The organism is Saccharothrix longispora, assembly GCF_030852425.1.
GTDB lineage: Bacteria > Actinomycetota > Actinomycetes > Mycobacteriales > Pseudonocardiaceae > Actinosynnema > Actinosynnema longispora.
In genome coordinates this window covers 139488-165239 of sequence record NZ_NSDM01000012.1, presented here as the reverse complement: position 1 = coordinate 165239, position 25752 = coordinate 139488, and the positions used below count along the sequence as shown (strand labels likewise).

The following is a 25752-nucleotide window of genomic DNA, read 5'->3' as shown; positions in this document are numbered from 1 at the left end:
GCTTCGATGTGCGATCGATTCGTTATGCGCGGTCAGGGCCGGCGGCGGGACCGCAGCGTGAGCACGACCGCGAGACCGGCCGCGACCAGGACGAGGCCCGAGATCAGGAGCCACGTGCCGTCGAAGCCGGTGGAGGCCAGCTCGTCGGGCGACTCACCGGGCACGACGGCCGGGGCGGGCGTGGTCGTGGTGGTGCCCGCGACGTCCGTGGTCGTACCGGCCGCGGCGGTCGTGGTCGTCGTGGTGGTGGCGGTCGTGGAGCCGGCGGTCGTGGTGGTGGGGGCGGTGGTGGTCGTGGTGGTGGTCCGCTCGGACAAGCAGGCGAACCAGTGGCTGATCTCCGGCACGTTGCCGCCGTTGTTCAGGGGGGCGTGCAGGTCGGCCCACGGCAGGTCGCCGAGGTTCGGGTAGACGTTGTAGGCGTCGCCGCCCTTCACCACCACGCCGGTGATGGTGAAGCCCTCGGGCAGGGCGATGACGTCGAGGTACGTCCCGTCGCTGGTGAACGTGCCGGCGGGCAGGGTGCCCTCGCCACCCGGCAGGCCCACGACCTCGCAGGCGTTCCCGGGCCGGCCGATGTCGACGTTGTCCACGTGGGCGGTCGCCCGGTCGTCCCCCGGTTGGGGCGGGGCCTGCCCGGGCGGGGTGGCGGCGGCGGTGCCGGTCACCAGGGCCAGCAGGAGCGCTGCTCCGGTCAGGCCGCGGACGATCAGGTTCATGGTGCGCTCCGTGCGGTCGAGGGGCCGATCGGCGGACGGTACTGGACCGTCCGCCGAATCATCGCCCAGGACCATCCGGGTGATTCACGCTCCACCAATTCGTTATGCCGCGGCGCGGCGGCGTGCCAACCTCGGGTGTGGACGTCGTCTCCGCCCTGGCGCGGCTCCGGGTCCTGGCCCACCGGTCGGGGCTGCCGTGCGACGACCCGGTGGTGCTGCGGAACGGCGGCAACCTGCTCGTGCACCTGCGGCTCGCGCCGGTGGTCGCCCGGGTGGCCGCGGTCACGGCGGCCGTTCGCCCGGACGTGGCCGGGCACTTCCGGCGGGCCGACGCGGTGAGCCGGTTCCTCGCCGCGCGGGGCGTGCCGGTGGTCGAGCCCGTCGGACCGGGCGTGGTCCGGCACGACGGGCTGGTCGTCGCGTTCGCCCGGCACGTGCCGCACGAGCCGGGCGCGCTGCTCGACCCGGCGTCGTTCGCGGCGGCGCTCGCCGAGCTGCACGGCGACGCGCACCCGCGCAACCTGCTGGTCACCGCGTCCGGGCCGGTCTGGAACGACTTCGAGGACACCGGGCGCGGGCCGGTCGGCTGGGACGTGGCGTGCGCGAACCCGAGCCCGTCGTCCGCCGGGGTGCTCCCCCTCGGGGCCGCGGACCCGGAGTTCTGGACGGAGCTGCGGCGGCTGTTCGCGGTCGGCTGGTCACGGGTGCTCGACCTGCGCCGTGGCACGATCGGCGCCGGGGCCGGGGCGGCCGTCGAGGGGGTGCCGGGTGGGTGAGCTGGCGGGGCTGTGGCGCGACGCCGTGCGCGTGCTGGGCGGGGACGTGGGGCCGGAGCCGGTCGACCTGGACGAGCGGTACGCCGAACCGCACCGCGGCTACCACGGCACGGCGCACGTGCTGGCCGTCGTGCGCGACGTGCTGGACCTGGCGGCCGGCCGGACCGACCGCGAGCGGGCCGTGCTCACCCTCGCGGCCCTGGCGCACGACGTGGTCTACGACGGCGTGCCCGGCGAGGACGAGCGGCGCAGCGCCGAGTGGGCGCGCGCACGCCTCGCGGGGCTGCCGGCGGCCGACCGGGTGGCGGGGATCGTGCTCGCCACCACCGACCACGCGTCGGACGACGACCTGACCCGCCTGCTCCTCGACGCCGACCTGGCGGTCCTCGGCTCGGCCCCGGACGCCTACGAGCGGTACCGGGCGGCCGTCCGGGCCGAGTACGCGCACGTGGACGACGCGGCGTGGCGCGCGGGCCGGGGCCGGGTGCTGCGCTCGCTGCTGGACCGCGACCCGCTCTACGCGACGGCGCGGGCGCGCGACCGGTGGGGGCGGCGCGCCCGGGTCAACCTGGCCGCCGAGCTCAGCTCGCTCGGTGACCCGCCATGAGCTGGTCGAACGTGGGGAAGGACGCGGCCACGTCGCTGCCGGTGAAGTTGCCGACCCAGCCGTCGTCGTCGTGGAAGAACCGGATCGACACGTAGTCGGGCCGGGTCCCCATGTCGAACCAGTGGGTGGTGTTCGCGGGGACGCTGAGCAGGTCGCCCTCCTCGCACAGCACGCCGTGCACCCTGCCCCCGACGTGCAGGTAGAACACGCCGGCGCCGCGCGCGAAGAACCGGTCCTCGTCGTCGTCGTGGGTGTGCTCGGCGAGGAACCTCAGCCGCGCCCGCCCGGCCTCCTCCAGCCACGCCGGGTCGTCCGACGGGGCCATCTCCATGGCGTCGACCAGCACGTAGCCCTCGGTCTCGGTGACGCGCGCGACCTGCTCGGCGTACACCTCCAGGGCGTTCTCCCGGGTGACACCGGGCACGACGGGCCACCGCTCGTACCGCACGCCGAGCCGCTTCAACGCGTCGGCGACCTCCACCGGGTCGGAGGTGCGGAGCACCGGGTTCGCGGGATCGGTGTCCGGCCACACGGTGAGCAACGTCATCGCACGCCTCCTGTCTCGACCTTGAAGCGCAGCAGCCACTCCAGGCACTCCAGCCGGTGCCGGGCCCGGGAGAGGTCGTCACCCCACACGTACACCCCGTGCCGCGCCACGAGCAAGGCGGGCACGTCCGCGCGGAACCCGGCCTCGAACGCGTCGCCGAGCACGCCCATGTCCTGGCTGTTCGGCACGACGGGCACGGTCACCACGTCGTCCGCGCGCCGGCCGAAGCCCTTGAGCATCTCCAGGTCGCGCAGCTCGACGCCGCCCGGCCAGCGCTCGGCGGCCACCACGGGCGCCAGCGCGTGCACGTGGACGACGGCGCCCGCGCCGGAGACCGCCGCGATCCGGCCGTGCAGACCGGCCTCGGCGGACGGCACCCGCACCGGGTCGTCCGTCCCGCCGCGCGCGTCGACCAGCACGACGTCGTCGGCGGTCAGCTCGCCCTTGTCCTTGCCGCTGACGGTCACCGCGAGGGTCAGCGGGTCGCGGCCCACGACCACCGACAGGTTGCCGGACGTGCCGCGCATCCAGCCCATCGCGGTGTAGCGGGCGCACTCGGCGGCCAGCGCCTCCCCCGCCGCGCGGACGTCGGCCGTCACAGGGCGGCCACGGTGCGGTGCGGGGCGAAGTCGTCGCCGCCGTGCGGCTCGCCCTCGCGCGCCACGCCGACGGTCCGCCAGCCGGCCTCGGCGGCGGCGTGCAGCTCGGCCGGGACGTCGGAGTAGAAGGTGATCGTGCCGGGGTCCTCGGCCCCGAGCACGGAGGCGATCTCCAGGTACGAGGACGCCTCGCGCTTCGGTCCCGCGTTCGCGGTGTCGAAGTGGTGCTCGAACAGCGGCGTCAGGTCCCCGTCGGTGGTGTGGGCGAAGAACGCCACCTGGCCGGCGACCGAGCCGGAGGAGAACACGGCGAGCCGCACGCCCTCGTCGTGCCACTTCCGCAGCGCGGGCACGACGTCGGGGAAGAACTCGGCCACCAGGTCGCCCTCGGCGTAGCCGCGCTGCCAGATCAGGCCCTGCAACGCCTTCAGCGGCGTGACCTTGCGGTCCGCGTCCATCCAGCCGTGCAGGACGGCGACCAGCTCGTCCGTGCCGCCGGCCACCCCGGACAGCTCGCGGACCTGCGCCACGGCCTCGCGCACGGCCGGGTCGTCGCCGTGCTCGTCGATCCACGGGCCGAGCCGGGGCCGCGCGTAGTCGTACAGGGTCACCAGGACCTGGTCGGTGGCACTGAGCGTGCCCTCGATGTCCAGCACAACCCACTCAGTCATGAACGTCCTCGTCGTAGTAGTCGGCCAGCCGACCGGGAGGGTACGCACCGCGGTCGGTGACCACGCTCGTCACGAACCGCGGCGGGGTGACGTCGAACGCCGGGTACAGGCCGCGCGCCCGGTCGGTGGCCGTGCGGCGGCCCAGGGTGTGCAGCACGTCGTCGCCGGACCGGTGCTCGATCGGCACGTCGTCCTTCGTCGGCGCGAGCCGGTCGGGCGCCTGCACCATGGCGAGGAACGGCACGTCGAACGCGTGCGCGGCGACGGCGAGGCCGAGCGTGCCGACCTTGTTCACCACGTGCCCGTCCATGGTGACCCGGTCGGCGGCGGTGAGCAGCACGTCGACGTCGCCGGTGGACATCACGGCCGCGCCCATGCCGTCGGTGATCAGGGTGGTGTCGACGCCCATCTCGCCCAGCGTCTCGGCGGTGAGGCGGGCGCCCTGGAGGTACGGGCGGGTCTCGGTGCAGACGAACCGCAAGCGCTTGCCCATGCCCCGGGCGGCGGTGACGGTCTCGGTCAGGTACAGGTCGGCCCAGCAGTGGGTGAGCACCGCGCCGTCGTCGGGCAGCAGGGCGGCGGTGTGCCGGCCCAGGCTGCGGCTGCGCGCCCGGTAGCGCTCGTCGCCCGCCCGCGCGCCCGCCAGCGCCCCGGCTTCGAGGTCGTCGTGCGCGTCCACGCCGTCGAGCACCGCGGCGACGGCCTTGCGCAGGTGGTTGTTGGTCCTGCGGGTCTCCACCAGCAGCCGTCCGGCCCTGTCCAGGTGGGCGCGGGCCTCGTCGCGCGGCAGGCCGCGGGCCTCGCGGGCGGCGAGCACCATGCCCCACAGGGCGGCGAAGTACGGGCCGGAGGACTGGGTGACCATGTCCTCGATGGCCTTGGCGACCTCGGCGACCGTCGTGCAGCGGACCCACGTGCGCTCGAACGGGAAGTCGCGGCGGTCGAGGACGTGCACGCCGTCGTCCTCCAGGCGCACGCTGCGGGCGAGGAGCGGCTCCATCAGCTGTACCCGGTGAACGGCGGCTGCTCGCCGGTGAGGAAGTGCGCGCCGACCTCGCGGGCCTTGTAGGCGACGGGGTCGTGCAGGGTGAGCGTGCGGGCGTTGCGCCAGAAGCGGTCGAACGCGTAGCCGGCGGCCGTGGCGCGGGCCCCGCACAGCTCGAACACGCGGGCGGTGGTGGTGTTGGCGACCCGGGTGGCCACGACCTTGGCCGAGGAGACGGCGACGGCGGCGTCGGCGCGTTCGTCGGCGGTGAGGTCGGCTCCGCGCTCGGAGGCCGCGTGCAGCAGCGCCGAGGCGTGGTCGGCGAGGAGGCCGGCGGCCCTGGCGTCGGCGACCAGCTCGCCGTAGGCGGCGAGGATGTACGGGTCGTCGGTCGCCGCGTCGACACCGCTGAGGAACCACGGGCGGGTGGTGGTGCGGGTGTAGCGGGCGGCCTCGGCGAGGGCGCCCTCGGCCAGCGCCACGTAGAGCTGGGCGAGGACGAGCTGGAAGCCGAGCGCGGCCAGCGACAGCCGCGGGGTGGTGGCCTCGCCGCCGAGCACCCGCCCGGCGGGCACGAAGACCTCGTCGAACACGACGCCGCCGCTGGCGGTGAGGCGCTGGCCGATGTTGTCCCAGTCGCCCGCGTAGGTGATGCCGTCGGCCTTCGCGTCGACCGTGAAGGTCAGCTTGTCGCCGGTGTCGGCCCGGGTCGCGCTGACCACCAGCCGGTCGGCCACGGACGCCCCGGTGGCGAACGTCTTGCGCCCGCCGACCGCGAACCCGCCGTCGACCGGGGTCAACCGGAGGGCGGCGTCGAGGGGGTTGCTGACCCCGGCCCACAAGAGGTCCGCGCCGGAGATGTCGTCGGGCGCCTCGGCGGGCGGGCCGTCGAACAGGCCCTGCCGCCACACCTGGAGGTAGTGGTAGCCGAGCAGGTGCCCGATGTTGGCGTCCGCCGCGCCGACGACCCTGGTGACCGCCTGCTGCACGGGCCACTCGCGGATGCCGAGCACCCCGGACCTCCGCAGCGCCTCGACCTCGGCGACGGGTTCGGCGCCCCGCCGGTCGCGCTCGGCCGCGTCGACCCGCAGCCCGGTGGCCAGCTCCTCGGCGACGGTCAGCCACTTCTGCCGGCCATCGGTGCTCGTCATCCACTGCCTCCTGCGCGTCCGCGGTCCCGGCGGACGAGCTTAACCGGCGGTCGGCGGCCCGAGCCGGGCGTTCCGCCACGTGGGAGCGCCGGTCAACGGGCGACGTACGTGCCGTGCGCCGCCAGACCGAGGGTGGGGAGCGCGCCCCTGAGGTCGGTCGCGCCGACCGGGCGGGTGGCGACGTGCGCGGCCCAGGTGCGGCGGTCCTGCGCCAGTGCCTCGAGGTACCGCACGCACAGCGACGGCGGGATCGCGTCGCAGCGCTTGCGGGCGGCCCGCAGGGCGATCTCCATCCGCATCGACTCGTGGTCGCGGACCTTGATCCGCCCCAGGATGCCGTCGATGAGGTCGAGCCGGCCCAGCAGGAAGTCCCACCAGTAGTCCTCGTCGGTCGCCGCGCCGAAGCCGCCGTCGTCGTCCAGCAGCGCGAACACGCCCTCGGCCAGGCAGTCGCCGAACTCCTCGACCTGCGCGCGGACCTCGTTCGCGAACGGGTCGTAGGGCTTCTGCACGACCCGCCCGGTGATCGCGGAGCGGCGCAGGCCCTCGTCGTCCAGCAGGAAGAACCAGTCCTCGTTGTAGATCGTCGGGAAGAACGACGACATCGACTCCCGGCCGATGACGAGCGCTCCCCCGCCGATGAACGTGTCCTGCGCGCCGCCGGTGGCGCGGTGGGCGTGGCAGACGACCGAGTTGTCGGGGAACCCGCCGACGGCGAGGCCGACCGCCGCGTACCCGGCCGACAGCAGCCCGGCCGCCGCGTCGAGGTCGCCGGGTGCGGGCACCTTGATGTCGTCGTCCAGGAAGGCCACCCGCCGCCAACCCGCGACGCGCGCGACGAGCAACCCGAGGTTGCGCTTGAGGCTGGTGTCGGTGCCGCGTTCGAACTCGGTGCCGCGCAGCACCTCGGTGGTCGCCAACCGGGGCAGGGCGGTGCGCGGCAGGGCGGTCACGTCGACGACGAGCAGTTCGACGCCCCCGGCGCGTGCCGACTTCGCCAGGCGCTCGGGCTGCGCGCTGCCGCTGGTGAGCACCACGAGCGGGCGCCCCAGGTCGGCCGCCACCCCCAGGGCGGTGTCCAGGCAGGACGCCGGGCGGTTCGTCGGCACGACGATCGCGTCCACCGAGCCGGGTGGGCAGTCGCCCACGTCCACGGTGGTCAGGAGCTTCCCGTGCGACTCGTGGTGCTTCACGGGCGCGCGCGTCGCGACGGTCAACCCCGGCCCTCCGGCCATTCGAAGAGCCGGAACGCCGACTGGGTCCAATCAGGGGTGACGACCTGGCCGTTCACCACGAACACCCTGGTCAGGATGCTGTAGGAATCGCTGTCCCCGAAGCGCTCCACCAGGTAGGCGGTGTTGCGGTCGCGGAACCGGGTGTCGGTCAGGGTGCGCACGACGCCGAGGGTCCCCCGGCCGTACATGCCGTTGCAGATGGTCACGGTGCGCCTGGCGTTGAGCGGGTTGACGCCGCGGTAGAAGTGCGCGACGTCCTCCTGCAGCTCCTCGCGGCCCGCTCCCCCGCCGAGCTTCGGCGCGAAGAGGCGTTCCCCGCCGTCCGGCTCGCGCACCAGGAAACCGCCGGCGTCGGACTCGTCGTGCCTGCCCACCTGGGCGATCGGCATGTCGAGGCGGTCCAGCAGCTCACGGGTGGCCAGGTTCCAGTCCACGCCGCCGAGCAGCACCAGGTGCGTGGTGTAGTCGTCGTGCGTGAGGCTGGAGGCGGTGCGGAAGTTGACCTGGCTGTTCGGGTTCACGGCCCGGATGTGGCCGTACAGCTCGATCAGCGCGTCCAGGTCGGCGTAGGTGTACAGCTCGACGTAGTCCGGTTGCGTGGGGTCGGAGTAGGGCATCCTCGCCCGCATCTCCTCCGGCAGCTGCGCGACCACGATGGTGATGTCGTACCGGTCGTCGAAGTACCAGAACCCGCGTTCGCCGCCTGCGCCGTCCGGCCGCGCCCCGCCCCGCCCGGTGCTCTCGTGGAGGTCGGTCAGCTCCTCCAGCAGCTCCTCGCGGCGGGCCAGCTCGTCCTCGGTCAGCTCGTGGGGCGGGAGCAGCCGGTAGGGGCGGGTGGCGACGGAGCGCCGGGTCGCGAAGAACGTGGCGTAGGCGGCCAGTCGCGACAGGGGCGGGACCTTGGGCTTCGAGCTGCTCTCCCACGAGGACAGCAGGGGCACGCTCGTCGGTTTCTCGGCGCTGAAGGCGGTCGCCAGCTCGCTCTGCGTGATGCCCACCTCGGGCCACTCGGCCTTGCGCAGCGCCTTCAGACGGCGAGCCAGTGAGCTGGGATCACCCGGAACGACCACGTCCGCACGCCCTTCAGTGAACTTCAGCTCAGTAGCTGAAGCGGAGAACATACACCACACCGGAAAAAACAACGAGCCGGAACCCGGAAAGGGCCTTGTCAATCAAGCACATGTGGTCTTACTCTCAACTTACTGAGGTTCACTGAACTTCAGTAGGCATAGCTGAAGTTCACCCAGGAAGCCATCCGGGGGTTGCCATGAACACGCTCGCCGCCTTAGCACAGTCCACCGCGACCACCTCCTACACGCCGCTGGCCGTGATGATCATGACGGGCGCCATGGCGCTGGTCCTGGGCATGGCCCGGTTGCTGCGCCGGGTGCTCGGCATCCTGACGAAGCTGCTCGTCTCGGCCGGGGCCGTCCTGACCGGGTTCGCCACCGTGCTCGCCTTCTGCTCGGTCCTCACCACGGTCATGCTGGTGTACCTCCGCTGACCGGCGCGTGCACGGGCGCCGACATCCCGGTGCCGCGGCTCCCCTTCGACTACGGTGTGCGGGCCCGTGATCGGAAGGGGAGTCGCACGATGGACCTGTCTGGCAGAGCGCCGCGCGGGGGAACGGCCGTCGCCACCAGGGCGGTGCCGCTCCCCGACCGGCGTCCACACCGGACGTCCACACCGCACCTGCTGGAGGCCGAGCAGCTGATCGGCTACCTGTCGCTGCCCACGTGCCCGCTGGCCAACAACACCTACAAGGAGCCGCACCAGCCGAACGTGGTCCGCTGGGGCGCCCCCGGCGACGCCGCGGACTGGGTCAACCGGAGCCAGTGCGCGTCGTTCCAGACCGCGGTGCTCAAGCGCACCTACCGGTGGGCGACGGGCCGGTTCTTCCGCACCCACTTCGGCCTGGCCAGCCCGTTCGCGCGCGACTACCGCCGGGTGTTCGCCGAGCGGGACGTGCCGCACTTCGAGCGGGTCACCCGGGTCGCGGACCTGCGGCCGGGTGACCTGATCGCGGTGGACTACCGCAACGACCAGGACACCAACACCGGGCACGTGGTGATGGTGCGCTCGCTCAAGGGCACCTACACCGCGCCGGGCCGCAGGCTGAACTTCCCCGGCGAGACGCAGTACGCGGTGGAGGTGGCCGACTGCACGTCCGAGCCGCACGGCCTGTACGGGGTGGGCGACTACCGGCGGTACCCGGACAACCGGATCTTCAACGCGGGCGCGCGGACCGACGGCGCTGGCTACGGGCACATGATGTTCTACGCCTCGGACGAGACCGGCGAGTTCACCCGCTACCGGTGGAGCGTCAACACCTCGTCCGCGGGCACCTACCCCGCGGACCGGCGGCCGGTGGCCGCCGCCAGGGTCGTGGGCTGACCCCGGCGGACCCGGGCGGGTCAGCCCTTGCCGACCAGCAGGCGCGTGGAGGCCGTGCCGAGTCCCGTCGGGCCGCGCAGCGCCGTCGGCGACAGCGCCACCCGCGGCCGGCCGTGGTGCTTCAGCAGGTCCGCGTCGTGGTACCGCACCACGTTCTCGTGCCAGTTCAGGATTCCCGCCATCCAGTCCTCCAGCTCGGCGACGTGGGCGGTGAGCGCGGCGCGGGCCTCCCCGTCCAGGGCGAACTCCTCGAACAGGGCGGGCAGCTCGTGCGCCACCGAGTGCCGGAACTGGCGCAGGCGCGCGTTGGCCAGGTCGGTCACGACGGCCCGCGCCCGGTCGCGGTCGACGTCCAGGAAGTTCTCCACGACCACCCCGAGGTTGTGGACCTCGCCCTCGTACTGCACCTCCTTGCGGTACGAGTACAGGTCGTTGAGCAGCGTCGCGTAGTCGATGGCCGAGTTCTCGATGTTCCTGACGGCGCGCGTCCGGTAGATCTCCGGCGGCACCAGGCGGCCGTGGCCGAGCCTCGCCAGGCTCATCGTCAGGTCGGACCCGAACGTCTGCCGCCGCATCTCGACGTAGTCCACCGGGTCGGGCACGCGGTTCTCGTGCTGGTTCTTCAGCTCCCACAGCCAGGCGTCGAGCATGACCCCCACCGCGTCGGACAGCTGCCGCCGGTTCTCCACCGGCATCCCCTCCGTGGTGCGCGCCCACGCCGAGGCGAGCATCCGCTCCAGCGGGGTCACCGCCACCGGGGCCGGTCCCTCCAGCGGCATCATCAGGCGCAGGCGCGCGTCGGTGGCCCTCGCGCCCGCCATGTCGGGCGTGCGGCCGTGCACGACCGGGTAGAGGTCGTCCCCGTACGTGCCGAAGGTCAGCCACATCACCGACGTGGTCAGCTCCTCCGGGGTGCCGTCCGGGTCGATGCCCGCCGAGCACAGCGCGAGGTCCATGTCGCGGTACCGCTCCTCGGTCCACACCCTCGGCACGTCGTCGAACGCGCCCGTCTCGCGCGTCCAGGCCACCCCCCGCTCCAGCACCTCCTTCCAGTGCGGGCTGACCCGCAGCGGGAACGGCATCTCCAGCGCGGGCCTCGGCAGCGACGGCACCTCGCGGAACGGGACGTGGACGAAGCCGCGCAGCCGCCGCGGCGCGGTGGCGACGAGCGAGCGCAGCGCGGAGGTGCCCAGGCCCGTGGGGCCGCCGAGCACGGGCGAGGCGGTCACCGCGCCCTCGTTCATGTAGCGGCTGGAGCGGGCGTGCCACTCGTGGCCGCCGGCCTGCCAGTCCTGCAACCCCTTCACGTAGGCGAGCACCGCGAGCCGGCCCGCCGGGTCGACGCCGTGCTCGTCGAGCAGCGGCGGGACCTCGGTGACGGCGGTGTGCTCGAACTGGTGCAGGCGGGACGTGAGCAGGTCGTTGACCGCCTCGGCGGCCTCCTGGGTGGGGATGCCGAGGAACTTCTCCAGCACCAGCACGCCGTTGCTCAGCTCGCCCTCGTCGAGCACCTCGCGCTCGTAGGAGAACAGGTCGTTGCGCAGGTGCACGGCGTCGGAGAAGGTGTCGCGCAGCACGCCGATCGGCCGCGACAGCGCGATGCGCGCCGGGACCTCCATTCCGGTGACGTGCTCGACGAGGTTGGCCGACCACGGCGCGCCACCCACCTTGCGGCGCATCTCGATGTACTCGATCGGGTTGGACAGGCGGCCCTCGGAGATGTTCAGCAGCTCCCACATCGACTCGTCGAGCAGGTGCTCGGTGTTGTCGGCGAACCGGCGCCGCCAGTCGGCCGAGTGGGCCGGGACGGTGCGCTCCCAGAGGTCCTTGAGGCCCTTCTCGACCGGGTTGGCCGGCTCCTCGGTGATCGGGCCGTCGACCGGCATGAACAGCGGCAACCGGTCGAGGTACGCCTTCGCGCCCGCGACGTCGGGGTTGCGCTTGTAGAGCTCGACGAAGTGGTCGTCGAAGTAGAAGACCCACACGTACCAGTCGGTGACCAGGTCGAGGTCGTCCGGTGACGCGTCCGGGTGCGTGTAGGCGCACAGCAGGGCGTAGTCGTGGGAGTCGAGGTCGTCGTCGGTCCAGATCACCGTGCCGTGCTGGGGCACGTCGATCATGTCCATCTCGTGGGCCCACGCCTTGGTGTGTGCGCGGGCGCGTTCCAGGCTGGGGTTCAGCCGCGCCGGGTAGGGCGTGTAGAAGTGCGGCAACTGGAACGGCTGCGGCATCTGCTCGCACCTCTCGGTCGTGTGGCGTCGGGGGTGTACGCAACCAGTGCCGGGCCGGGCGGCCAAGACCTCGGCGCACTGATCCACACGTTCGAGCGCACCCGTCCCCCTGGTGGCGCAACGCGCTGGTGCTCCCGGTGCGCGCGCTCCGCGCAGCGGGTGCCCGACCGGGTTCGGGTGCACACTGGGTGGTGTGCCCCTGATGGAGCCGGTGGACGCGGAGTTCTTCGAGACCGCGCCGGAGCGCCGCACCTTCGTGCTGGACCTGCCGGTGTCACCCGAACGTGTCTGGCGCGGCCTGACCGCGACGAACCCGTTGTGGTGGTGCCGGCTGATGTCGTCGGTCGAGTACACGTCGCCGCGCCCGTTCGGCGTGGGCACGACGCGCCAGGCGTCGGTGCTGGGCGTGCTGCGGTTGCGCGAGCGCTTCTTCCGCTGGGAGGAGGGGCGGCGGCAGACGTTCACGGTGGACGGGGCGAACCTGCCGGTGTTCCGCCGGTTCGGCGAGGACTACCTGGTGGAGCCGGCGGGCGGCGGGTGCCGGTTCACCTGGACGTTCGCCTACGAGCCCGGCGTGCGCGCCGGCCGCGCCGGGGCCGCGCTCGACGACCGGGTGTTCGCGTCGTTGGCGGCCGACACGCGCCGCCACTTCCGCGGCTGACCCCGCGCGTCACCCGGACGAACCGCCGAGTGCGGTGGATCACGCCCGGACGGGTGAGGTTCGGCTTAGGTTAGGCTCGCCTCATGTCAATGGGAGACACGCTGCTCGCCGGGGAGTCGCTGGTGCTCGCGCACCACGACCGGGCGGTGGTCGAGGGGGTCTCGCTGGAGTTGCGCGCGGGAGCGGTGACGGCGCTGGTGGGGCCCAACGGGTCCGGCAAGTCGACCGTCCTGCGCTCGCTCGCGCGGCTCCACAAGCCCCGCGACGGGCAGGTCCGGCTCGGCGAGCGGTCGGTGTGGGGGCACGCCGCGCTGTCCGGCAAGGAGTTCGCCCGCAACGTCACCCTGCTGACCCAGCAGCGGCCCACGCCGTCCGGGGTGTCGGTGCGCGACGTCGTCTCCTACGGGCGCCACCCCTACCGGACCGGCTGGCGCGGGGTCGACCCCGACGGCAGCGCCGCGATCACCCGCGCGATGGAGCTGACCGGCGTCTCCGCGATGGCCGGGCGCGGCGTGGACGAGCTGTCCGGCGGCGAGCTGCAACGCGTCTGGCTCGCCTCGTGCCTGGCCCAGCGGACCTCCGTGCTGCTGCTCGACGAACCGACCAACCACCTCGACCTGCGCTACCAGGTCGAGGTGCTGGACGTGGTGCGCGACCTGGCCGACGACCACGGCGTGGCGGTCGGCGTGGTGCTCCACGACCTCGACCACGCGGCGATCATCGCCGACGAGGTGGTCCTGCTGTCGGAGGGCCGCGTGGTCGCCGCGGGCGGCGTGCGCGACGTGCTGACCACCGACCACCTCTCCCGCGCCTACGGCGTCGCGGTGCACGTCGCCGAGGACCCCGTCACCGGGGCCGTCCACTGCCGCCCGCTCGGCCGGCACGCGCCCCGCCACGCCTGATCCCGAAACCCCCGAGAGAGGTAAGCGCCATGCGCCTGCTGACCCCTGCCCTCGTGACGGCGGCCGTGCTGCTGTCCGCGTGCGGCACCACCGAGCCACCGGCCGAGAGCACGCCGACCGCGAGCGCGGGCGGACCGGTCACCGTCACCGACGCCCGCGGCAAGGCCGTGGAGCTGGAAGCGCCCGCCGTGAAGGTCGTCGCCCTGGAGTGGGCCGAGGCCGAGGTCGCCGCCTCGCTGGGCGTCATGCCGGTGGGCGTCGCCGACGTCGCCGGCTACAAGACGTGGAACGCCTCCGTCCCGCTCGCCGACACCGTCAAGGACGTCGGCACGCGCAACGAACCGAGCGTGGACGCCATCGTCGCGCTCGACCCGGACGTCGTCGTGATGCCCGAGGGCCGTGACGCGACGCTCGCCGGCCAACTGGAGAAGTACGTCCCGGTCGTCGTCACCAAGGGCAGCGACGCGGCGCGCAACTTCGACCGGCTCGCCGACGACCTGGAGATCGTCGCCAAGGCCGTCGGCAAGGAGGCCGAGGGCGACAAGCTCCTCGCCGACATGAACATCGCGTTGGACGAGGGGAAGGCGTCCGTCGAGGAGCGCGGCCTGGCGGGCACCCCGTTCCTCGTGGCCGACGGCTGGCTCAAGGGCAGCACGGTCAACATCCGCCCGTTCGGCAAGGGCTCGCTGGTCTCCGACGTCGCCGAGCGGATGGGCCTGGTCAACGCCTGGACCGGCGAGGTCGACGCCCAGTGGGGCCTCGGGCAGACCGACGTCGAGGGCCTGACCGCGCTCACCGACCCGAAGACCGTCCTGTTCTACAGCGCCTCCGAGGACGACGTGTTCACCACCGGCCTCGCGGACAACCCGGTGTGGCAGCGGCTGCCGTTCGTCACCTCGGGCAAGGTCCACAAGCTGGAGCCCGGCACCTGGACGTTCGGCGGGCCCAAGTCGGTCGAGCGCGTCGCCGACCAACTGTCGAGCGCGCTCGCCGGCTGATGTTCCGCACCGCCGCCGCGACGGCGGGGATCGTGGCGGCCATCGCCGTCCTCTCCGCCGTCCACCTCACCCAGGGCACGTCGTCCACCGGCGTGCTCGACGTGCTCGCCGCGGTCCTGGGCGACGGTGACGCGCAGACCCTCGCCGTGCTGGAGGGCTCCCGCGTCCCGCGCCTGCTGACCGCGCTGCTGCTCGGCGTGGCCCTCGGCGTCGCGGGCGCCGGCATGCAGTCCGTGGCGCGCAACCCGCTGGCCTCGCCCGACACGCTCGCCGTGAACGCGGGCGCGCACCTGGCCGTGGTCGCCACCGCGGCGTTCGGGCTGAGCCTGCCCGTGCTGTCCTCGGGCGCGGCGGCGTTCGTCGGCGGCCTCGCGGCGGCGGTGGTGGTGCTGGCCCTGTCCGGCGGCGGTTCGGCCGGCCCCCGGCTGGTGCTCGTCGGGTCGGCGGTCGCGCTGACCCTCCAGTCGGCGACGTACCTGCTGCTGCTCCTGTTCGAGCAGGAGACGACCGGCCTGTTCGGCTGGGGCAGCGGGTCGCTGACCGTGAGCGACCTGGACGCGACCGCGCAGATGACGCCGGTCGTGGCGGTCGCCGTCGTCGCGCTGGTCGCGATGGGCAAGTCGCTGGACGTCCTCGCCCTGGGCGACGACAACGCCACCGTGCTCGGGTTGAGGGTGCGGCGCACCCGCGTCGGCGCGGTGCTGCTGACGGTGGCGCTCACGGCGGCGGCGGTGACCGTGGCCGGGCCGCTCGGGTTCGTCGGGCTGAGCGCGCCGGTGATCACCCGGCTGCTGGTGCGGTTCGTCCCGGGCTTCGGGCGGCACCGCGTGCTGGTGCCGGTGTCGGGCCTGGTCGGCGTGCTGATCGTGCTCGGCGCGGACGTGCTGCTGCGGGCCGTGATGGGCTCGGCGGCGGCGGTGCGCGTGCCGACCGGCGTGACCACGACCGTGCTCGGCGCGGTCGTGCTGGTGTGGCTGGCGCGGCGCACCCGGTCGAGCGCCGCGCCGCGGCAGGCGCCCGCCGGTCGGGTCGGCGTGGCCGGTTCGACGCGGCGGCTCGTCGTGACGTGGGTGGCGCTGGGCGCGCTGCTGGTGGCCGCGCCCGTCGTCGGGCTGATGCTCGGCGACCGCCTGGTGCTGCTGGGCGACCTGGCGAACTGGGTGTCCGGGCGCACCGGGACGGCCCTGACGTTCGTGGTGGACCAGCGCCTGCCGAGGGTGCTCGCGGCGCTGGTGGCCGGCGCGGCGCTGGCCGTGGCCGGCTGCGGCATCCAGTCGGTGAGCCGCAACCCGCTCGCCGAACCCGGCCTGCTCGGCATCACGGCGGGCGCGGGCCTGGGCGCGATCGGGTTGATCACGCTGGTGCCGGTGGCCGGCGCGTGGCAGGTCGCCGGGGCCGCCGGGGTGGGCGCGACGCTCGCGTTCGCGCTGGTCTACGGCCTGGCGTGGCGGGCCGGGCTCGACTCGGACCGGTTGGTCGTCATCGGCATCGCGACCTGGTCCGGTGGAACGGCCCTGATCACCCTGCTCATCACCACCTCCGACCCGTGGAACACGGCGAAGGCGCTGACCTGGATGTCCGGGTCCACCTACGGGCGCACGCCGGAGCAGGTCGTGCCGACCCTGCTGGCGCTGGCGCTGCTCCTGCCGCTGCTGTGGTCGCGGCACCGCGAGCTGGACCTGCACAGCCTCGACGACGACACGCCGCGCGTGCTCGGCCTGCGGGTCGAGCGGTCGCGGCTGGTGGTCCTGGTGGCGTCCGGCGTGCTGGCGGCCACCGCGGTGTCCGCGATCGGCGTGGTCGGCTTCGTGGGGCTCGTCGCGCCGCACCTGGCGCGCTCGCTGGTCGGCGGGCGGCACGCGCGGGTCCTGCCGGTGGCGGCGGTGCTCGGCGCGGTGCTGGTCAGCGTCGCCGACACGGTCGGCCGCACCGTCATCTCGCCCGCCCAGATCCCGGCCGGCCTGGTGATCTCGCTGATCGGCACGCCGTACTTCGTGCTGGTGCTGTGGCGCACGCAGGAGATGCGCACGTAGCCGCCGGCCACCGCCCCTCACGCCCGGCGCGACCCGGTGGCCGGACCACGGGGCCGCTCCGGCTCGGCGGGTCAGCGGAAGGCGGTGAGGAACTGGTCGCGGAAGGCGTCCATCGGGCGCACCGGCGCGTCCGGCGCGGGCGTGAGGCCGTCGGTCCAGCCCCACGGGTCGGTGCGCGCCAGGAGGGACGCGTCGCGGGTGACGACGGTGATCGGCACGTCCTTCGAGGCGCCTTCCCCGGTCACCACCTGCGCCGGCTGGTGGTCGCCGAGGAAGACGAGCACGGTGTCGTCGTCGCCGTAGGTCTCCACGTAGGACACCACCGTGTCCACCGCGTACGCGACGGACCTCGCGTAGTCGGCGCGCACCACGTCCGGGTCGCGGCCGAAGACGGCGTCCGGCGGCTCCTCGCCCGCCGCCATGTCGGCGAACACCGCGCCGTCGCCCACGTCCTCCCACGGCAGCCGGGTCGGCAGGGGCGTCCACGGGGCGTGGCTGGACAGCAGCGGGACCACGGCCACCACCGGCTCGTGACCGGGTTGCCGCTCGCGCTCCTGGAACGCCGACAGGGCGTACTGGTCGGGCATGGTCGCGTAGCCGAACCGGGGTCCCCGGTAGCCGAGGTCGTCGGCGGCGTAGATCCGGTGGTGGCGGAAGAACTCCCCCTCCGGCCAGGCGCGGGTGATGCCCGGGACGACGCCCACCGAGCGCCATCCCGCGCGCCGGAACGCGCCGTTGAGCGTGAGCCGGTCGCTCGACACGAGGGTGCGGTAGCGCTGCTGGTTGTCCACCCACAGCCCGGACAGCAGGGTCGCCTGGGCGAGCCAGCTGCCGCCGCCCGCCGTGGGCGAGGTCAGGTAGGCGCTGCGCGCGGCGTACCCGGCGGCGGCGAGGCGGCGCGTGCCGTCGTCCAGGGCTGCCCCGACGACCGGCGCCAGCGCCGGGTCCTCCACCGCCGAGCGCCCGTAGCTCTCCACGAACGCGAGCACGACGTCCTTGCCGCGCAACGAGGTCAGCAGCTCGTCGGCGGGCACGTCGCGGAACGCGTCGGTCGACGCCTCGGCCGCGAACGCCTCCCGGTCGCGCAGCCCGACCCGCACCGCGCGGGCGTGGTCGCCCACGAAGGCCGCCGCGCTGCGCGAGGCCACCGGCACGCCGGGCTCGAAGCCCACGCCGGGCGCCGCGAACCCGACCCACAGGACGGCCACCGCGACCAGCGCCCGCGTCACGCCCACCCGGTGCGCGGCGGCACGGCGGCCCAGCCGCAGCACCGACCGGGCCGTCAGCAGCACCACCGCGCCGATCAGCAGCACGGTCCCCACCACGGCCGCGACGGCCGCGAACCGACCCGCGGTGACGTCCACGTAGTCGACGGCGGGGGCGAGCAGCGGCCAGTCGAGGACGAGGTCGAACGGCCGGTACAGCACCAGGTCGAACCCGATGTCCGCGACCTTGACCACGAGCAGCAGCCCCAGCAGGACCCCGCCGAGCGACGCCACCGGGCCGCGGGCGCGCGGCGGGAGGACCAGGAGGAGCAGCGCGAACAGCAGGCCCTCCACCGGGATGCGCAGGAACGCGGCGGCGGTGAACCGGTCGAGGTCGGCCGGCGCGAGGAGGGCGAACACCACCAGCAGCGCGGCGGACCCGGTCAGCGCGGCGGACGCCACCCGCCTCCCCCGCCCCGGCCGCGCTTCCCGGGCGACGCCCGCGGTCCCCGGTCCGACGGTCCCCGACCCGGGGGCGGCCCCGGGGTCGGGCGTGGACCCGGGGTCGGGCTCGGCCACCGCCATGCGGTCCTCCTGGTTCGGCACTCGGCTCTCGTCGAGGGGGTTCGGCGAACGACCCGCGTGGGTAGGTTGGGGGCGTGACTCGCCCGTACGTCCTGCTCAGCGTCGCGGTCAGCGTGGACGGCCACATCGACGACGACGGGACCGAGCGGTTCCCGCTGTCCAACGCCGAGGACTTCGACCACGTCGACCGGGTCCGCGCCGAGTCCGACGCGATCCTCGTCGGCGCGGCCACCGTGCGCCGCGACAACCCCCGCCTGCTGGTCAACAGCCCCGAGCGGCGGGCCGGGCGCGTCGGGGCCGGGCGGCCGGAGTTCCCGCTCAAGGTCGTCGTGACCGGCAGCGGGGAGCTCGACCGGGACCGCGCGTTCTGGCACTGCGGCGGCGACAAGGTCGTCTACACCACGGATTCCGGCCACCGGACGGCCTCGGCGCTGGCCGACCTCGCCGACGTCGTGCCCCTCGGCCCGAGCGTCGACTTCGGCGCGCTGCTCGACGACCTGGGCGGCCGGGGCGTGGGGCGGCTCATGGTGGAGGGCGGCAGCGCGATCCACACCGGCTTCCTCTCCGCCGGGCTGGCCGACGAGATCCGCATGGCGGTCGCACCCATGCTGATCGGGCAGGCCACCGCCCCGCGCTTCCTCCAGCCGGCCGGGTTCCCCGGCGGCCCGGCCCGCCGCTTCCACCTCGAAGAGGTCGCCAGGCTCGGTGACGTCGCCGTCCTGCGCTACTTCCCCAAGCGCTGAGACCGCGGCCCCCCGACCAGGTCGCGCACGGTGTCGCGGCGGAAGAACGCGATCACCGCCGCCACCACGAGCAGCTCGGCCGGCAGCACGGCGCCCCCGGTGTCCCCGAGGACGAACAGCTCGGTGCACACCGCGCCCGCCATCACGCCCACCAGCCCGAGCGCCGCCGGGCCGCACAGCCGCGGCACGAGCAGGCCCAGCGCCCCGGCGACCTCCAGCACCCCCGTCGCGTACCGCAGCCACTGGCCGAACCCGATCTTCTCGAACTTGCCGACGTACCCGTCGCCGAACAGCGACAGCCCGCTGTGGACGAAGTACGCGGCCAGCAGCACCTGGACCACCCAGAGCACCACGTCGCCCGCGACGCGCGCGGTCGAGGCACGGTCAGACACGGGCCACTCCCCTTCCCACGACCCGGACGGCGGCGTCCCGCCGCAGCCGGGCGACATCACGGCCGAACGACCAGACGAGCGCGCCGAGCGCGAGTCCCACCAGGACGCCGGCCGGCGGCGCGAGGCCGGACGCGGCGACCACCAGCACGATCCCCTGCACGGCGGCCACGACCTTGCGCGCGCGGCTCGGCGGCAGCGGCGCGCGCAGCCAGGTCAGCCCCCACGAGGCGGCGACGAACGCGTACCTCAGCACGCCGATCGCGAGCACCCACGGCCCGAGCGCGAGCGCGACGTGCAGGCTCAGCACGAGGATGAGGAACGCGTCGACCTCCATGTCGAACCGCGCGCCCAGCTCGGACGCGGTGCCGGTGCGCCGGGCGACCCGGCCGTCGACGAAGTCCAGCGACAGCGCCACGGCGGCGAGCGCGACGAGCAGCGCGGTCGCGCCGGAACCGCCGGCGACGAGCGCGGTCACCCCGCCCACCAGCAGGCCGCGCCCCAGCGTGACGCGGTCGGCGGGCCCCAGGCCGGTGGCGGACCGCTGGAGCGCGCCGCCGAGCAGGGTCGCGGTGGCGACGGCGTGGGCGATGCCCGCGACCCAGCCCACCGGGCCGAGGCCGGCGGTGCCGTCCAGCACGCCGAGCAGGAGCACCTGCGCACCCGCCCAGAGGGAAGGTTCCCGCATCAAGGGCTTCCCGAGCGCGGGTTCGCGCACGGCCGGCGCCGCGCTGTGCTGAAGTGTGGTCATCGTGCCCCTCGTCGCTGTGGGCCCCGTTTTCCGGAGGTTGTTGGATGACACGCGTCGGGAGGGCCCTGTGGTTCACCGGATCGGGAAAAAGTGAGATCCGGTCCGCGGAACTGCCCGGACCCGGACCCGGTGACGTGCTGGTGCGGACGCTGTTCTCGGGCGTGAGCCGGGGCACGGAAGCGCTGGTGCTGCGCGGTGGCGTGCCGGAGAGCCAGCACGCGGTGATGCGCGCGCCGTTCCAGGACGGCGAGTTCCCGTGGCCGGTCAAGTACGGCTACCTGAACGTGGGCGTCGTCGAGGAGGGTCCCCTCCTGGGGCGCACGGTGTTCTGCCTCCATCCACACCAGACGCACTACGTGGTGCCCGCCGACGCGGTGACGCCCGTGCCGGACGACGTGCCCGCCGGGCGCGCCGTGCTGGCGGGGACCGTGGAGACGGCGGTGAACGCGCTGTGGGACGCCCGCCCGCGCGTGGGCGACCGGGTCGCGGTGGTCGGCGCGGGGATGGTGGGGTGCGCGGTGGCGGCGCTGCTGCGGCGCGTCCCGGGCGTGCGCCTGGAGCTGGTGGACACCGACCCGGCGCGGGCGGCGGTGGCGGAGGCGTTGGGCGTGCCGTTCGCGCTGCCCGACGACGCGCGGGGCGACCTCGACCTCGTGCTGCACGCGTCGGCCACCGGGGCCGGGCTGGCGACGTCGCTGCGGCTGTCGGCGGCGGAGGGCGAGGTGGTGGAGCTGAGCTGGTACGGCGACCGGCCGGTGTCGGTGCCGCTGGGCGAGGCGTTCCACTCGCGGCGGTTGCGGTTGCGGGCCAGCCAGGTCGGCACGGTGGCGCGCCCGGACCGCACGTACGCGGAGCGGATGGCGCTGGCGCTGGAACTGCTCGCCGACCCCGCGTTCGACGCGCTGATCACCGGGGAGAGCAGCTTCGACGAACTGCCGGACGTGCTGCCGCGCCTGGCGAGCGGCGAGCTGCCCGCGCTGTGCCACCGCGTGGACTACCGGCGCTGACCACCGGTGTTGGCTACGGTTCGGCGCATGTTCCCGACTGACACCACGACCGACGTGCGGGACCGCGGGGCGACCGTCGCGCTGCTGCCCGTCGGCAGCCACGAGCAGCACGGCCCGCACCTGCCGCTGGCCACGGACACGCTGGTCGCGTGCGCGGTCGCCCGCGCCGTCGCGGACGCGCACCCCGTGCTGGTGCTGCCGCCGGTCACGATCTCCTGCTCGCACGAGCACGGGGCGTGGCCCGGCACGGTGAGCATCTCCGCCCGCACCCTGCACGCGGTCGTGGGGGACGTGGCGGAGTCCCTGCGCCGGTCGGGGGTGCCGAACCTGGTGCTGGTCAACGCGCACGGCGGCAACTACGTCCTGTCGAACGTCGTGCAGGAGTCCGAGGGCATGGCGCTGTTCCCGAGCGGCGCGGACTGGGCGGCGGCGCGTGCCGCGGCGGGCGTGGAGACGTCCAACCACGCCGACATGCACGCGGGCGAGCTGGAGACGTCGATCCTGCTGCACGCCCACCCGGAGCTGGTCCGCCCCGGCTTCGAGGGGGCCGACCACCTCGCCGACGACCGCCGGCACCTGCTGACGCTCGGCATGTCCGCGTACACCGCGTCGGGGGTCGTGGGCAGGCCGTCACTGGCGTCGGCCCGCAAGGGCGAGCTGGTCGTCGCGGCGCTCGTCGAGGCGTTCGGGGGCTACCTGGCGCTGTTCTGACCGGGTGCGCAGCAGCGGCACGACGCCGGGCAGGCCGGCCACCAGCGCGAGCGCGCCGTAGACCACGCCGGTGGTCAGGCCCTGCGCGGCGCCCAGCCCGGCCGCGCCGAACGCGACCGCGAGGAACGCCTCGCGCGGCCCGAACCCGCCGACGTTGACCGGCACCGCCATCACCAGCAGCGCGAGGACGGCCAGCGCCGCCACCTGGCCGAGGGGGGCGTCCACCCCGGCGGCGTCGGCGGCGACCGCGAACAGCGCCACGTGCCCGGCGAGGGTCGCCGCCGAGGCCAGCAGCACCTTCGGCAGCACGGCCGGCGCGAGCAGGCCGACCCGCGCGTCCGCCCACACCGCCGCCAGCGCCCGCCGCGCCCGCCGCGACCCGGTCGCGAGGAGGACCGCCACCACCAGCCCGGCCACCACCGGTCCGGCGGCCACCGGTCCGGAGAGGTCGACGTCCGCCGTGCCGGCCACCAGCACCACCAGGCCGGCGGCGACGAGCACCACCTGGCCGGCGGACCGCTCGAACAGCACCGCCCGCACGCCGCGCGCCACGTCGCCGGACTGGCGGCCGTGGTCGACCGCCCGGTGCACGTCGCCGAGCACCCCGGCGGGCAGCACGGCGTTGAGCAGCAGGCCCCGGTAGTAGTCGGGGACGGCCGCGCGCAGCGTCAGCGGCAGGCCGAGCCGGCGGGCGATCAGGCACCACCGCCACGCGCTGAGCACCGTCGTCAGCAGCCCGATGCCCAGCGCCGTCACCACCGACCAGCCGGTGACGGCGCGCAACCCGTCGAGGAACGCGTCCGTGCCGAGCCGCCACCCCAGCGCCGCCAGGACGCCGACCGCGAGGACGAGCCGCAGCCACGGCCACAGGCGCGTCACGACGGCACCGCCAGCAGGTCCGCGTGGTGCACGACCACGCGCGGGTCGGCGGCCTTGCGCCGCAGGTAGTCGGGGGCTTCGTCGGCCAGCCCGGGTTCCTGCTCGACGGCCGCGCCCACCCAGCCGCGCAGCCACTCCCGCGCCAGCGCCGCCCGTTCCGGCCCCAGCCGCCACGGGCTCGGGCTCGTCGTCACGGTCGCGCCCAGCTCCCCGAACGCGGCCGCGGCGGCGCCCACCGCGTCCGGGCCGAGCAGCCCGCCGCGCCGCTGGTGGTCGTTGAACGCGGCCTCGAACGCGGCGTCCAGCGCCTCGGCCGCCGCGAACTCGACCCGGCCCACCACGGACAGCGTGAACAGCGCCGGGCACCCGGCTCCCGCGCACGCCCCGGCGAGGCCGCGCACCTGGTCCGCCGTCAGCAGGTCGAGCAGCGCCGACGCGGTGACGAGCGACGTGCCCGCCAGGTCGGCGGCGGTGAGCGCGGTCAGGTCGCCCTCCCGCGTCTCGGCGGTCACCCCCGGCCCCGTCACGCCCGACCTCGCCAGGTCGAGCAGGCGGGGGTCGCGGTCGTGCAGCACCCAGTGCTGCGCCCCGCCCAGCCGCCGGCCGAGCCACCGTCCCTGCGATCCCGTCCCACACCCGAGATCACGTACCACGAGGGGGTCCCGGTTCAGATGGATCCCGACGAGTCGGTCCACCAGGGCCGTCGAGCGCGCGTCGGCGTCGGCCCCCTCGCGCAGTGCCAGCCATTCCGGGGCGAAGCCAGGGGTGCTCATGGCCGCAGACTAGCCAGCACCCCCGCCAGCGCGTCCGCCGTTTCCTCCCAAGTGGACAGTGCGGCTCGGCGGCGCAGGGCCCGTCCCCGCAGCTCGGCGCGCCACCCGGCGTCCGCGAACCACCGCCGCAACGCCCCCGTGAACGCCTCGGCGTCACCGGCGGGCAGCAGCACACCGCCGTCACCGAGCGCGTCCGGCACGGCACTCGCGATGACCGGCACGCCGCGCGCCAGCGCCTCGGTCACCACCATGCCGTAGGTCTCGGCGCGCGAGGCCAGCACGAACAGGTCCGCCCGGTCGTACTGCGCGGCCAGCGCGTCACCGGTGAGCGGACCGGGCAGCTCGACCCGGTCGCCCAGGTCGTGCCCCAGGCTCCCCGCGCCGACGAACGCGCACGTCCACGGCGCGTCGGCGTTCCCCGCCAGCGCGTCGAGCAGCACGTCGTGACCCTTGCGCGGGGTCAGCGAGGCGACGCACAGCAACCGCGAGGCACCGTCCGTGCCGCGGGACGCGGGAGCCGGGTCGACACCGGGCGGCGCCACGTGCACGTGCCCGAGCCCGTGGCGCGCGGCGACCCCCCTCGCCGCCCCGGGACCGGTCGCGACCACCGCCGACGCGGCCCGCAGCACCCGCCGCTCGCGCGCGTCGAGGTCCGCCGCCACCGCGGCGGGCAACCCGGTCTCGTCGGCCAACGGCAGGTGCACCAGGACGACGACCCGCACCCGCCGGGAGTGCGGCACGACGACCTCGGGCACCCCGCACGCCACCAGCCCGTCCAGCAGCACGACGTCCCCGTCCGGCACGTCCCGCAGCACGCGCTCGAGGTCGTCCGCCCGCGCGGGCCGGGGCAGGTCGCCGCCGACCTCGACCACCCGCAGCCCGAGCAGGTCGGCGACCCGGCGGTCGTAGGCGTTGCCGCCGCTGGGCCGCGCCGGGTCGTCGATGCCCGCCGGCACCGCGAAGCGGACCGTCACAGGGCCCGTTCGTAGCTCGCCCACGCCACGTGCGACTCGTGCAGCGACACCTCGACGCCGCTCAGGCCCTTCGCGCCCTCGCCGAGCCGCCCCGCGTGCACCCTCTCCACGAGCCTGTCCGCGATGTGCTTGGCCAGGAACTCCGTGGAGGTGTTGATCCCGGCGAACTCCGGGACCTCGTCGAGGTTGCGGTAGTTCAGCGCACCGAGGACGGACCGCAGCTCCTCGGTCGCGAGTCCGATGTCGACGACGATGTTGTCCGGATCGAGATCGGTCCGCTTGAACCTCGCGTCCACCACGAACGTCGCCCCGTGCAGGCGCTGTGCCGGACCGAACACCTCGCCGCGGAAGCTGTGGGCGACCATCACGTGGTCGCGAACGGTGATGCTGAACAGGGTGACCTCCGCCGGTGAGGGGGTTACGGTGCAGTGCCGCCGAGCCTAGTGAACGGCGCGGGCGGTGTCGGGGAACGAGGAGCCGGATGCACGAGCAAGCCTTGAACGGCGGGGTCTTCGACGAGGCCGACGTCGCGGAGTCCGAACTGGTCACGCGCCGGGGCGTGTTCCGCGCGATCGCGTTCCGGCACAGCGGTCACGAGCACATGGCGCTGGTGCACGGGGATCTCCGTTCCCGTGACGACGTCCTGGTACGGGTGCACTCCGAGTGCATGACCGGTGACATCTTCCGCGCGATGCGCTGCGAGTGCGGCGACCAGCTCGACGCGGCGCTGGACCGCATCGTCACCGCGGGAGGCGGCATCCTGGTGTACCTGCGCGGTCACGAGGGGCGCGGCATCGGTTTGGTGTCCAAGGTCCGCACGCACGTGCTCCAGGACCAGGGCCTCGACACCCTCGACTCGGCGACCACGCTCGGCCTGCCGGTGGACGTCCGCGACTACACCCCCGCCGCGCACGTCCTGCGCCACCTCCGCGTGCGCTCGGTGCGCCTCATGTCGAACAACCCGGACAAGCTCGCCGCGCTGGAGGCGCACGGCATCCGGGTGACCGCCCGCGTGCCGCTGCTGATGCCCCCGAACCGCCACAACATCGCCTACCTGACCGCGAAGCGCGACCGCCTGGGTCACGACCTGCCGCAGGTGGACGTGTTCGACGGCCCCCACCCGCACGCCGCCGACCGCTGACCATCGACCGCTGACCATCGGCCGCTGACCGTCGACCGCTGACCCGGGTCCGCCGACGGGACGGAGCACCCACCCCGCTCTACTA

Annotated in this window: 28 protein-coding genes; 12 read left to right on the top strand and 16 right to left on the bottom strand. The window is 74.4% G+C overall.

Going from position 1 to position 25752, the window contains the following annotated elements; genetic code table 11:
* Positions 1–32 precede the first annotated feature (32 nt).
* Entirely contained in the window at positions 33–719 is a 687-nt protein-coding gene (locus CKY47_RS26205; RefSeq protein ID WP_306748869.1) for an LPXTG cell wall anchor domain-containing protein, read from the bottom strand.
* Positions 720–841: 122 nt separating this feature from the next.
* On the opposite strand from CKY47_RS26205, the gene CKY47_RS26200 reads away from it, so the two are divergent.
* Entirely contained in the window at positions 842–1495 is a 654-nt protein-coding gene (locus CKY47_RS26200) for a phosphotransferase family protein (protein ID WP_306748868.1), read from the top strand.
* Positions 1488–2102, top strand: coding sequence for an HD domain-containing protein (locus tag CKY47_RS26195; protein WP_306748866.1), 615 nt, complete (start codon positions 1488–1490; stop codon positions 2100–2102). Before CKY47_RS26200 ends, CKY47_RS26195 begins: the two co-directional genes overlap by 8 nt.
* Here CKY47_RS26195 and CKY47_RS26190 read toward each other — a convergent pair.
* The 7 genes from CKY47_RS26190 to CKY47_RS26160 all read right to left on the bottom strand — a co-directional run bounded on the left by CKY47_RS26190 (position 2077) and on the right by CKY47_RS26160 (position 8360).
* The gene (locus CKY47_RS26190; protein WP_306748865.1) at positions 2077–2649 is read right to left on the bottom strand and encodes a 1,2-dihydroxy-3-keto-5-methylthiopentene dioxygenase; all 573 of its coding nucleotides are present in this window, start codon (positions 2647–2649) and stop codon (positions 2077–2079) included. The two genes, CKY47_RS26195 and CKY47_RS26190, sit on opposite strands and share 26 nt — an antisense overlap.
* Positions 2646–3248 (bottom strand): methylthioribulose 1-phosphate dehydratase, encoded by a 603-nt coding sequence (mtnB, locus tag CKY47_RS26185; RefSeq protein ID WP_306748863.1) that lies wholly within the window; start codon positions 3246–3248, stop codon positions 2646–2648. The genes CKY47_RS26190 and mtnB overlap by 4 nt, the downstream gene beginning before the upstream one ends.
* Positions 3245–3919, bottom strand: a complete 675-nt coding sequence (gene mtnC, locus CKY47_RS26180; protein ID WP_306748862.1) for an acireductone synthase — start codon at positions 3917–3919, stop codon at positions 3245–3247. The genes mtnB and mtnC overlap by 4 nt, the downstream gene beginning before the upstream one ends.
* On the bottom strand, positions 3912–4919 hold the full coding sequence (locus CKY47_RS26175; protein ID WP_306748861.1) for a s-methyl-5-thioribose-1-phosphate isomerase: 1008 nt from the start codon (positions 4917–4919) through the stop codon (positions 3912–3914). Before CKY47_RS26175 ends, mtnC begins: the two co-directional genes overlap by 8 nt.
* Positions 4919–6055 carry an acyl-CoA dehydrogenase family protein gene (locus CKY47_RS26170; RefSeq protein ID WP_306748860.1) on the bottom strand — a complete coding sequence of 379 codons (1137 nt, stop codon included), beginning with the start codon at positions 6053–6055 and terminating at the stop codon, positions 4919–4921. The genes CKY47_RS26175 and CKY47_RS26170 overlap by 1 nt, the downstream gene beginning before the upstream one ends.
* A 92-nt stretch (positions 6056–6147) precedes the next feature.
* Complete coding sequence (locus tag CKY47_RS26165; RefSeq protein ID WP_306748858.1) at positions 6148–7248, bottom strand: phosphoheptose isomerase family protein; 1101 nt, start codon at positions 7246–7248, stop codon at positions 6148–6150.
* Positions 7249–7268: 20 nt separating this feature from the next.
* Positions 7269–8360 carry an XRE family transcriptional regulator gene (locus CKY47_RS26160; protein WP_306748857.1) on the bottom strand — a complete coding sequence of 364 codons (1092 nt, stop codon included), beginning with the start codon at positions 8358–8360 and terminating at the stop codon, positions 7269–7271.
* A 197-nt stretch (positions 8361–8557) separates the two neighbouring features.
* On the opposite strand from CKY47_RS26160, the gene CKY47_RS26155 reads away from it, so the two are divergent.
* Positions 8558–8794 (top strand): hypothetical protein, encoded by a 237-nt coding sequence (locus CKY47_RS26155; protein ID WP_306748856.1) that lies wholly within the window; start codon positions 8558–8560, stop codon positions 8792–8794.
* A gap of 89 nt (positions 8795–8883) precedes the next feature.
* On the top strand, positions 8884–9684 hold the full coding sequence (locus tag CKY47_RS26150; RefSeq protein WP_306748854.1) for a hypothetical protein: 801 nt from the start codon (positions 8884–8886) through the stop codon (positions 9682–9684).
* Between the two features lie 20 nt (positions 9685–9704).
* Here the strand turns inward: CKY47_RS26150 and CKY47_RS26145 are convergent, their stop codons facing one another.
* Complete coding sequence (locus tag CKY47_RS26145) at positions 9705–11915, bottom strand: terpene synthase family protein (RefSeq protein ID WP_306748853.1); 2211 nt, start codon at positions 11913–11915, stop codon at positions 9705–9707.
* Between the two features lie 202 nt (positions 11916–12117).
* Here CKY47_RS26145 and CKY47_RS26140 point away from each other — a divergent pair, with 202 nt between their 5' ends.
* The 4 genes from CKY47_RS26140 (at position 12118) to CKY47_RS26125 (ending at position 16509) form a co-directional block, all read left to right on the top strand.
* A complete protein-coding gene (locus CKY47_RS26140) occupies positions 12118–12576 on the top strand; it encodes an SRPBCC family protein (protein ID WP_306749098.1) in 459 nt (152 codons plus the stop codon).
* Positions 12577–12659: 83 nt separating this feature from the next.
* Positions 12660–13478, top strand: coding sequence for an ABC transporter ATP-binding protein (locus tag CKY47_RS26135; RefSeq protein WP_306748852.1), 819 nt, complete (start codon positions 12660–12662; stop codon positions 13476–13478).
* Positions 13479–13507: 29 nt separating this feature from the next.
* Entirely contained in the window at positions 13508–14476 is a 969-nt protein-coding gene (locus CKY47_RS26130) for an ABC transporter substrate-binding protein (protein ID WP_306748851.1), read from the top strand.
* The gene (locus CKY47_RS26125; protein ID WP_306748850.1) at positions 14476–16509 is read left to right on the top strand and encodes an iron ABC transporter permease; all 2034 of its coding nucleotides are present in this window, start codon (positions 14476–14478) and stop codon (positions 16507–16509) included. The genes CKY47_RS26130 and CKY47_RS26125 overlap by 1 nt, the downstream gene beginning before the upstream one ends.
* Positions 16510–16580: 71 nt before the next feature.
* Here CKY47_RS26125 and CKY47_RS26120 read toward each other — a convergent pair whose 3' ends face one another.
* Positions 16581–18320 (bottom strand): sulfatase-like hydrolase/transferase, encoded by a 1740-nt coding sequence (locus CKY47_RS26120; protein WP_306748849.1) that lies wholly within the window; start codon positions 18318–18320, stop codon positions 16581–16583.
* 53 nt (positions 18321–18373) lie between these two features.
* Here CKY47_RS26120 and CKY47_RS26115 point away from each other — a divergent pair, with 53 nt between their 5' ends.
* The gene (locus CKY47_RS26115) at positions 18374–19042 is read left to right on the top strand and encodes a RibD family protein (RefSeq protein ID WP_306748848.1); all 669 of its coding nucleotides are present in this window, start codon (positions 18374–18376) and stop codon (positions 19040–19042) included.
* Here the strand turns inward: CKY47_RS26115 and CKY47_RS26110 are convergent.
* Positions 19024–19434: a DoxX family protein gene (locus tag CKY47_RS26110; RefSeq protein ID WP_306748847.1), complete on the bottom strand. Its 411-nt coding sequence runs from the start codon at positions 19432–19434 to the stop codon at positions 19024–19026. The two genes, CKY47_RS26115 and CKY47_RS26110, sit on opposite strands and share 19 nt — an antisense overlap.
* Positions 19427–20182 (bottom strand): CDP-alcohol phosphatidyltransferase family protein, encoded by a 756-nt coding sequence (locus CKY47_RS26105; RefSeq protein WP_371320735.1) that lies wholly within the window; start codon positions 20180–20182, stop codon positions 19427–19429. Before CKY47_RS26105 ends, CKY47_RS26110 begins: the two co-directional genes overlap by 8 nt.
* Positions 20183–20226: 44 nt before the next feature.
* Here CKY47_RS26105 and CKY47_RS26100 point away from each other — a divergent pair, with 44 nt between their 5' ends.
* Both CKY47_RS26100 and CKY47_RS26095 read left to right on the top strand, forming a co-directional pair.
* On the top strand, positions 20227–21189 hold the full coding sequence (locus CKY47_RS26100; RefSeq protein WP_306748846.1) for a zinc-dependent alcohol dehydrogenase: 963 nt from the start codon (positions 20227–20229) through the stop codon (positions 21187–21189).
* Positions 21190–21216: 27 nt separating this feature from the next.
* Positions 21217–21900, top strand: coding sequence for a creatininase family protein (locus CKY47_RS26095; RefSeq protein ID WP_306748845.1), 684 nt, complete (start codon positions 21217–21219; stop codon positions 21898–21900).
* Here CKY47_RS26095 and CKY47_RS26090 read toward each other — a convergent pair.
* The 4 genes from CKY47_RS26090 to CKY47_RS26075 are packed head-to-tail and all read right to left on the bottom strand — an operon-like array spanning position 21820 to position 24921.
* Positions 21820–22779: a lysylphosphatidylglycerol synthase transmembrane domain-containing protein gene (locus CKY47_RS26090; protein WP_306748844.1), complete on the bottom strand. Its 960-nt coding sequence runs from the start codon at positions 22777–22779 to the stop codon at positions 21820–21822. The genes CKY47_RS26095 and CKY47_RS26090 overlap by 81 nt on opposite strands.
* Positions 22776–23552, bottom strand: a complete 777-nt coding sequence (locus tag CKY47_RS26085) for a class I SAM-dependent methyltransferase (protein ID WP_306748842.1) — start codon at positions 23550–23552, stop codon at positions 22776–22778. Before CKY47_RS26085 ends, CKY47_RS26090 begins: the two co-directional genes overlap by 4 nt.
* Complete coding sequence (locus CKY47_RS26080; RefSeq protein WP_306748841.1) at positions 23549–24526, bottom strand: glycosyltransferase family 4 protein; 978 nt, start codon at positions 24524–24526, stop codon at positions 23549–23551. Before CKY47_RS26080 ends, CKY47_RS26085 begins: the two co-directional genes overlap by 4 nt.
* Positions 24523–24921 (bottom strand): 6-pyruvoyl trahydropterin synthase family protein, encoded by a 399-nt coding sequence (locus CKY47_RS26075; RefSeq protein ID WP_306749096.1) that lies wholly within the window; start codon positions 24919–24921, stop codon positions 24523–24525. Before CKY47_RS26075 ends, CKY47_RS26080 begins: the two co-directional genes overlap by 4 nt.
* Positions 24922–25007: 86 nt before the next feature.
* Between CKY47_RS26075 and CKY47_RS26070 the strand changes: the two genes are divergently transcribed.
* Positions 25008–25667: a GTP cyclohydrolase II gene (locus CKY47_RS26070; protein WP_306748840.1), complete on the top strand. Its 660-nt coding sequence runs from the start codon at positions 25008–25010 to the stop codon at positions 25665–25667.
* Positions 25668–25752 lie beyond the last annotated feature (85 nt).

What these genes read in the sequence shown, in the direction of transcription:
- CKY47_RS26205 (WP_306748869.1), bottom strand. Translation starts at nt 719, where the DNA reads ATGAACCTGATCGTCCGCGGCCTGACCGGAGCAGCGCTCCTGCTGGCC.
- CKY47_RS26190 (WP_306748865.1), bottom strand. Translation starts at nt 2,649, where the DNA reads ATGACGTTGCTCACCGTGTGGCCGGACACCGATCCCGCGAACCCGGTG.
- mtnC (WP_306748862.1), bottom strand. Translation starts at nt 3,919, where the DNA reads ATGACTGAGTGGGTTGTGCTGGACATCGAGGGCACGCTCAGTGCCACC.
- CKY47_RS26175 (WP_306748861.1), bottom strand. Translation starts at nt 4,919, where the DNA reads ATGGAGCCGCTCCTCGCCCGCAGCGTGCGCCTGGAGGACGACGGCGTG.
- CKY47_RS26170 (WP_306748860.1), bottom strand. Translation starts at nt 6,055, where the DNA reads ATGACGAGCACCGATGGCCGGCAGAAGTGGCTGACCGTCGCCGAGGAG.
- CKY47_RS26155 (WP_306748856.1), top strand. Translation starts at nt 8,558, where the DNA reads ATGAACACGCTCGCCGCCTTAGCACAGTCCACCGCGACCACCTCCTAC.
- CKY47_RS26150 (WP_306748854.1), top strand. Translation starts at nt 8,884, where the DNA reads ATGGACCTGTCTGGCAGAGCGCCGCGCGGGGGAACGGCCGTCGCCACC.
- CKY47_RS26145 (WP_306748853.1), bottom strand. Translation starts at nt 11,915, where the DNA reads ATGCCGCAGCCGTTCCAGTTGCCGCACTTCTACACGCCCTACCCGGCG.
- CKY47_RS26140 (WP_306749098.1), top strand. Translation starts at nt 12,118, where the DNA reads ATGGAGCCGGTGGACGCGGAGTTCTTCGAGACCGCGCCGGAGCGCCGC.
- CKY47_RS26135 (WP_306748852.1), top strand. Translation starts at nt 12,660, where the DNA reads ATGTCAATGGGAGACACGCTGCTCGCCGGGGAGTCGCTGGTGCTCGCG.
- CKY47_RS26130 (WP_306748851.1), top strand. Translation starts at nt 13,508, where the DNA reads ATGCGCCTGCTGACCCCTGCCCTCGTGACGGCGGCCGTGCTGCTGTCC.
- CKY47_RS26125 (WP_306748850.1), top strand. Translation starts at nt 14,476, where the DNA reads ATGTTCCGCACCGCCGCCGCGACGGCGGGGATCGTGGCGGCCATCGCC.
- CKY47_RS26105 (WP_371320735.1), bottom strand. Translation starts at nt 20,182, where the DNA reads ATGACCACACTTCAGCACAGCGCGGCGCCGGCCGTGCGCGAACCCGCG.
- CKY47_RS26100 (WP_306748846.1), top strand. Translation starts at nt 20,227, where the DNA reads ATGACACGCGTCGGGAGGGCCCTGTGGTTCACCGGATCGGGAAAAAGT.
- CKY47_RS26095 (WP_306748845.1), top strand. Translation starts at nt 21,217, where the DNA reads ATGTTCCCGACTGACACCACGACCGACGTGCGGGACCGCGGGGCGACC.
- CKY47_RS26085 (WP_306748842.1), bottom strand. Translation starts at nt 23,552, where the DNA reads ATGAGCACCCCTGGCTTCGCCCCGGAATGGCTGGCACTGCGCGAGGGG.
- CKY47_RS26070 (WP_306748840.1), top strand. Translation starts at nt 25,008, where the DNA reads ATGCACGAGCAAGCCTTGAACGGCGGGGTCTTCGACGAGGCCGACGTC.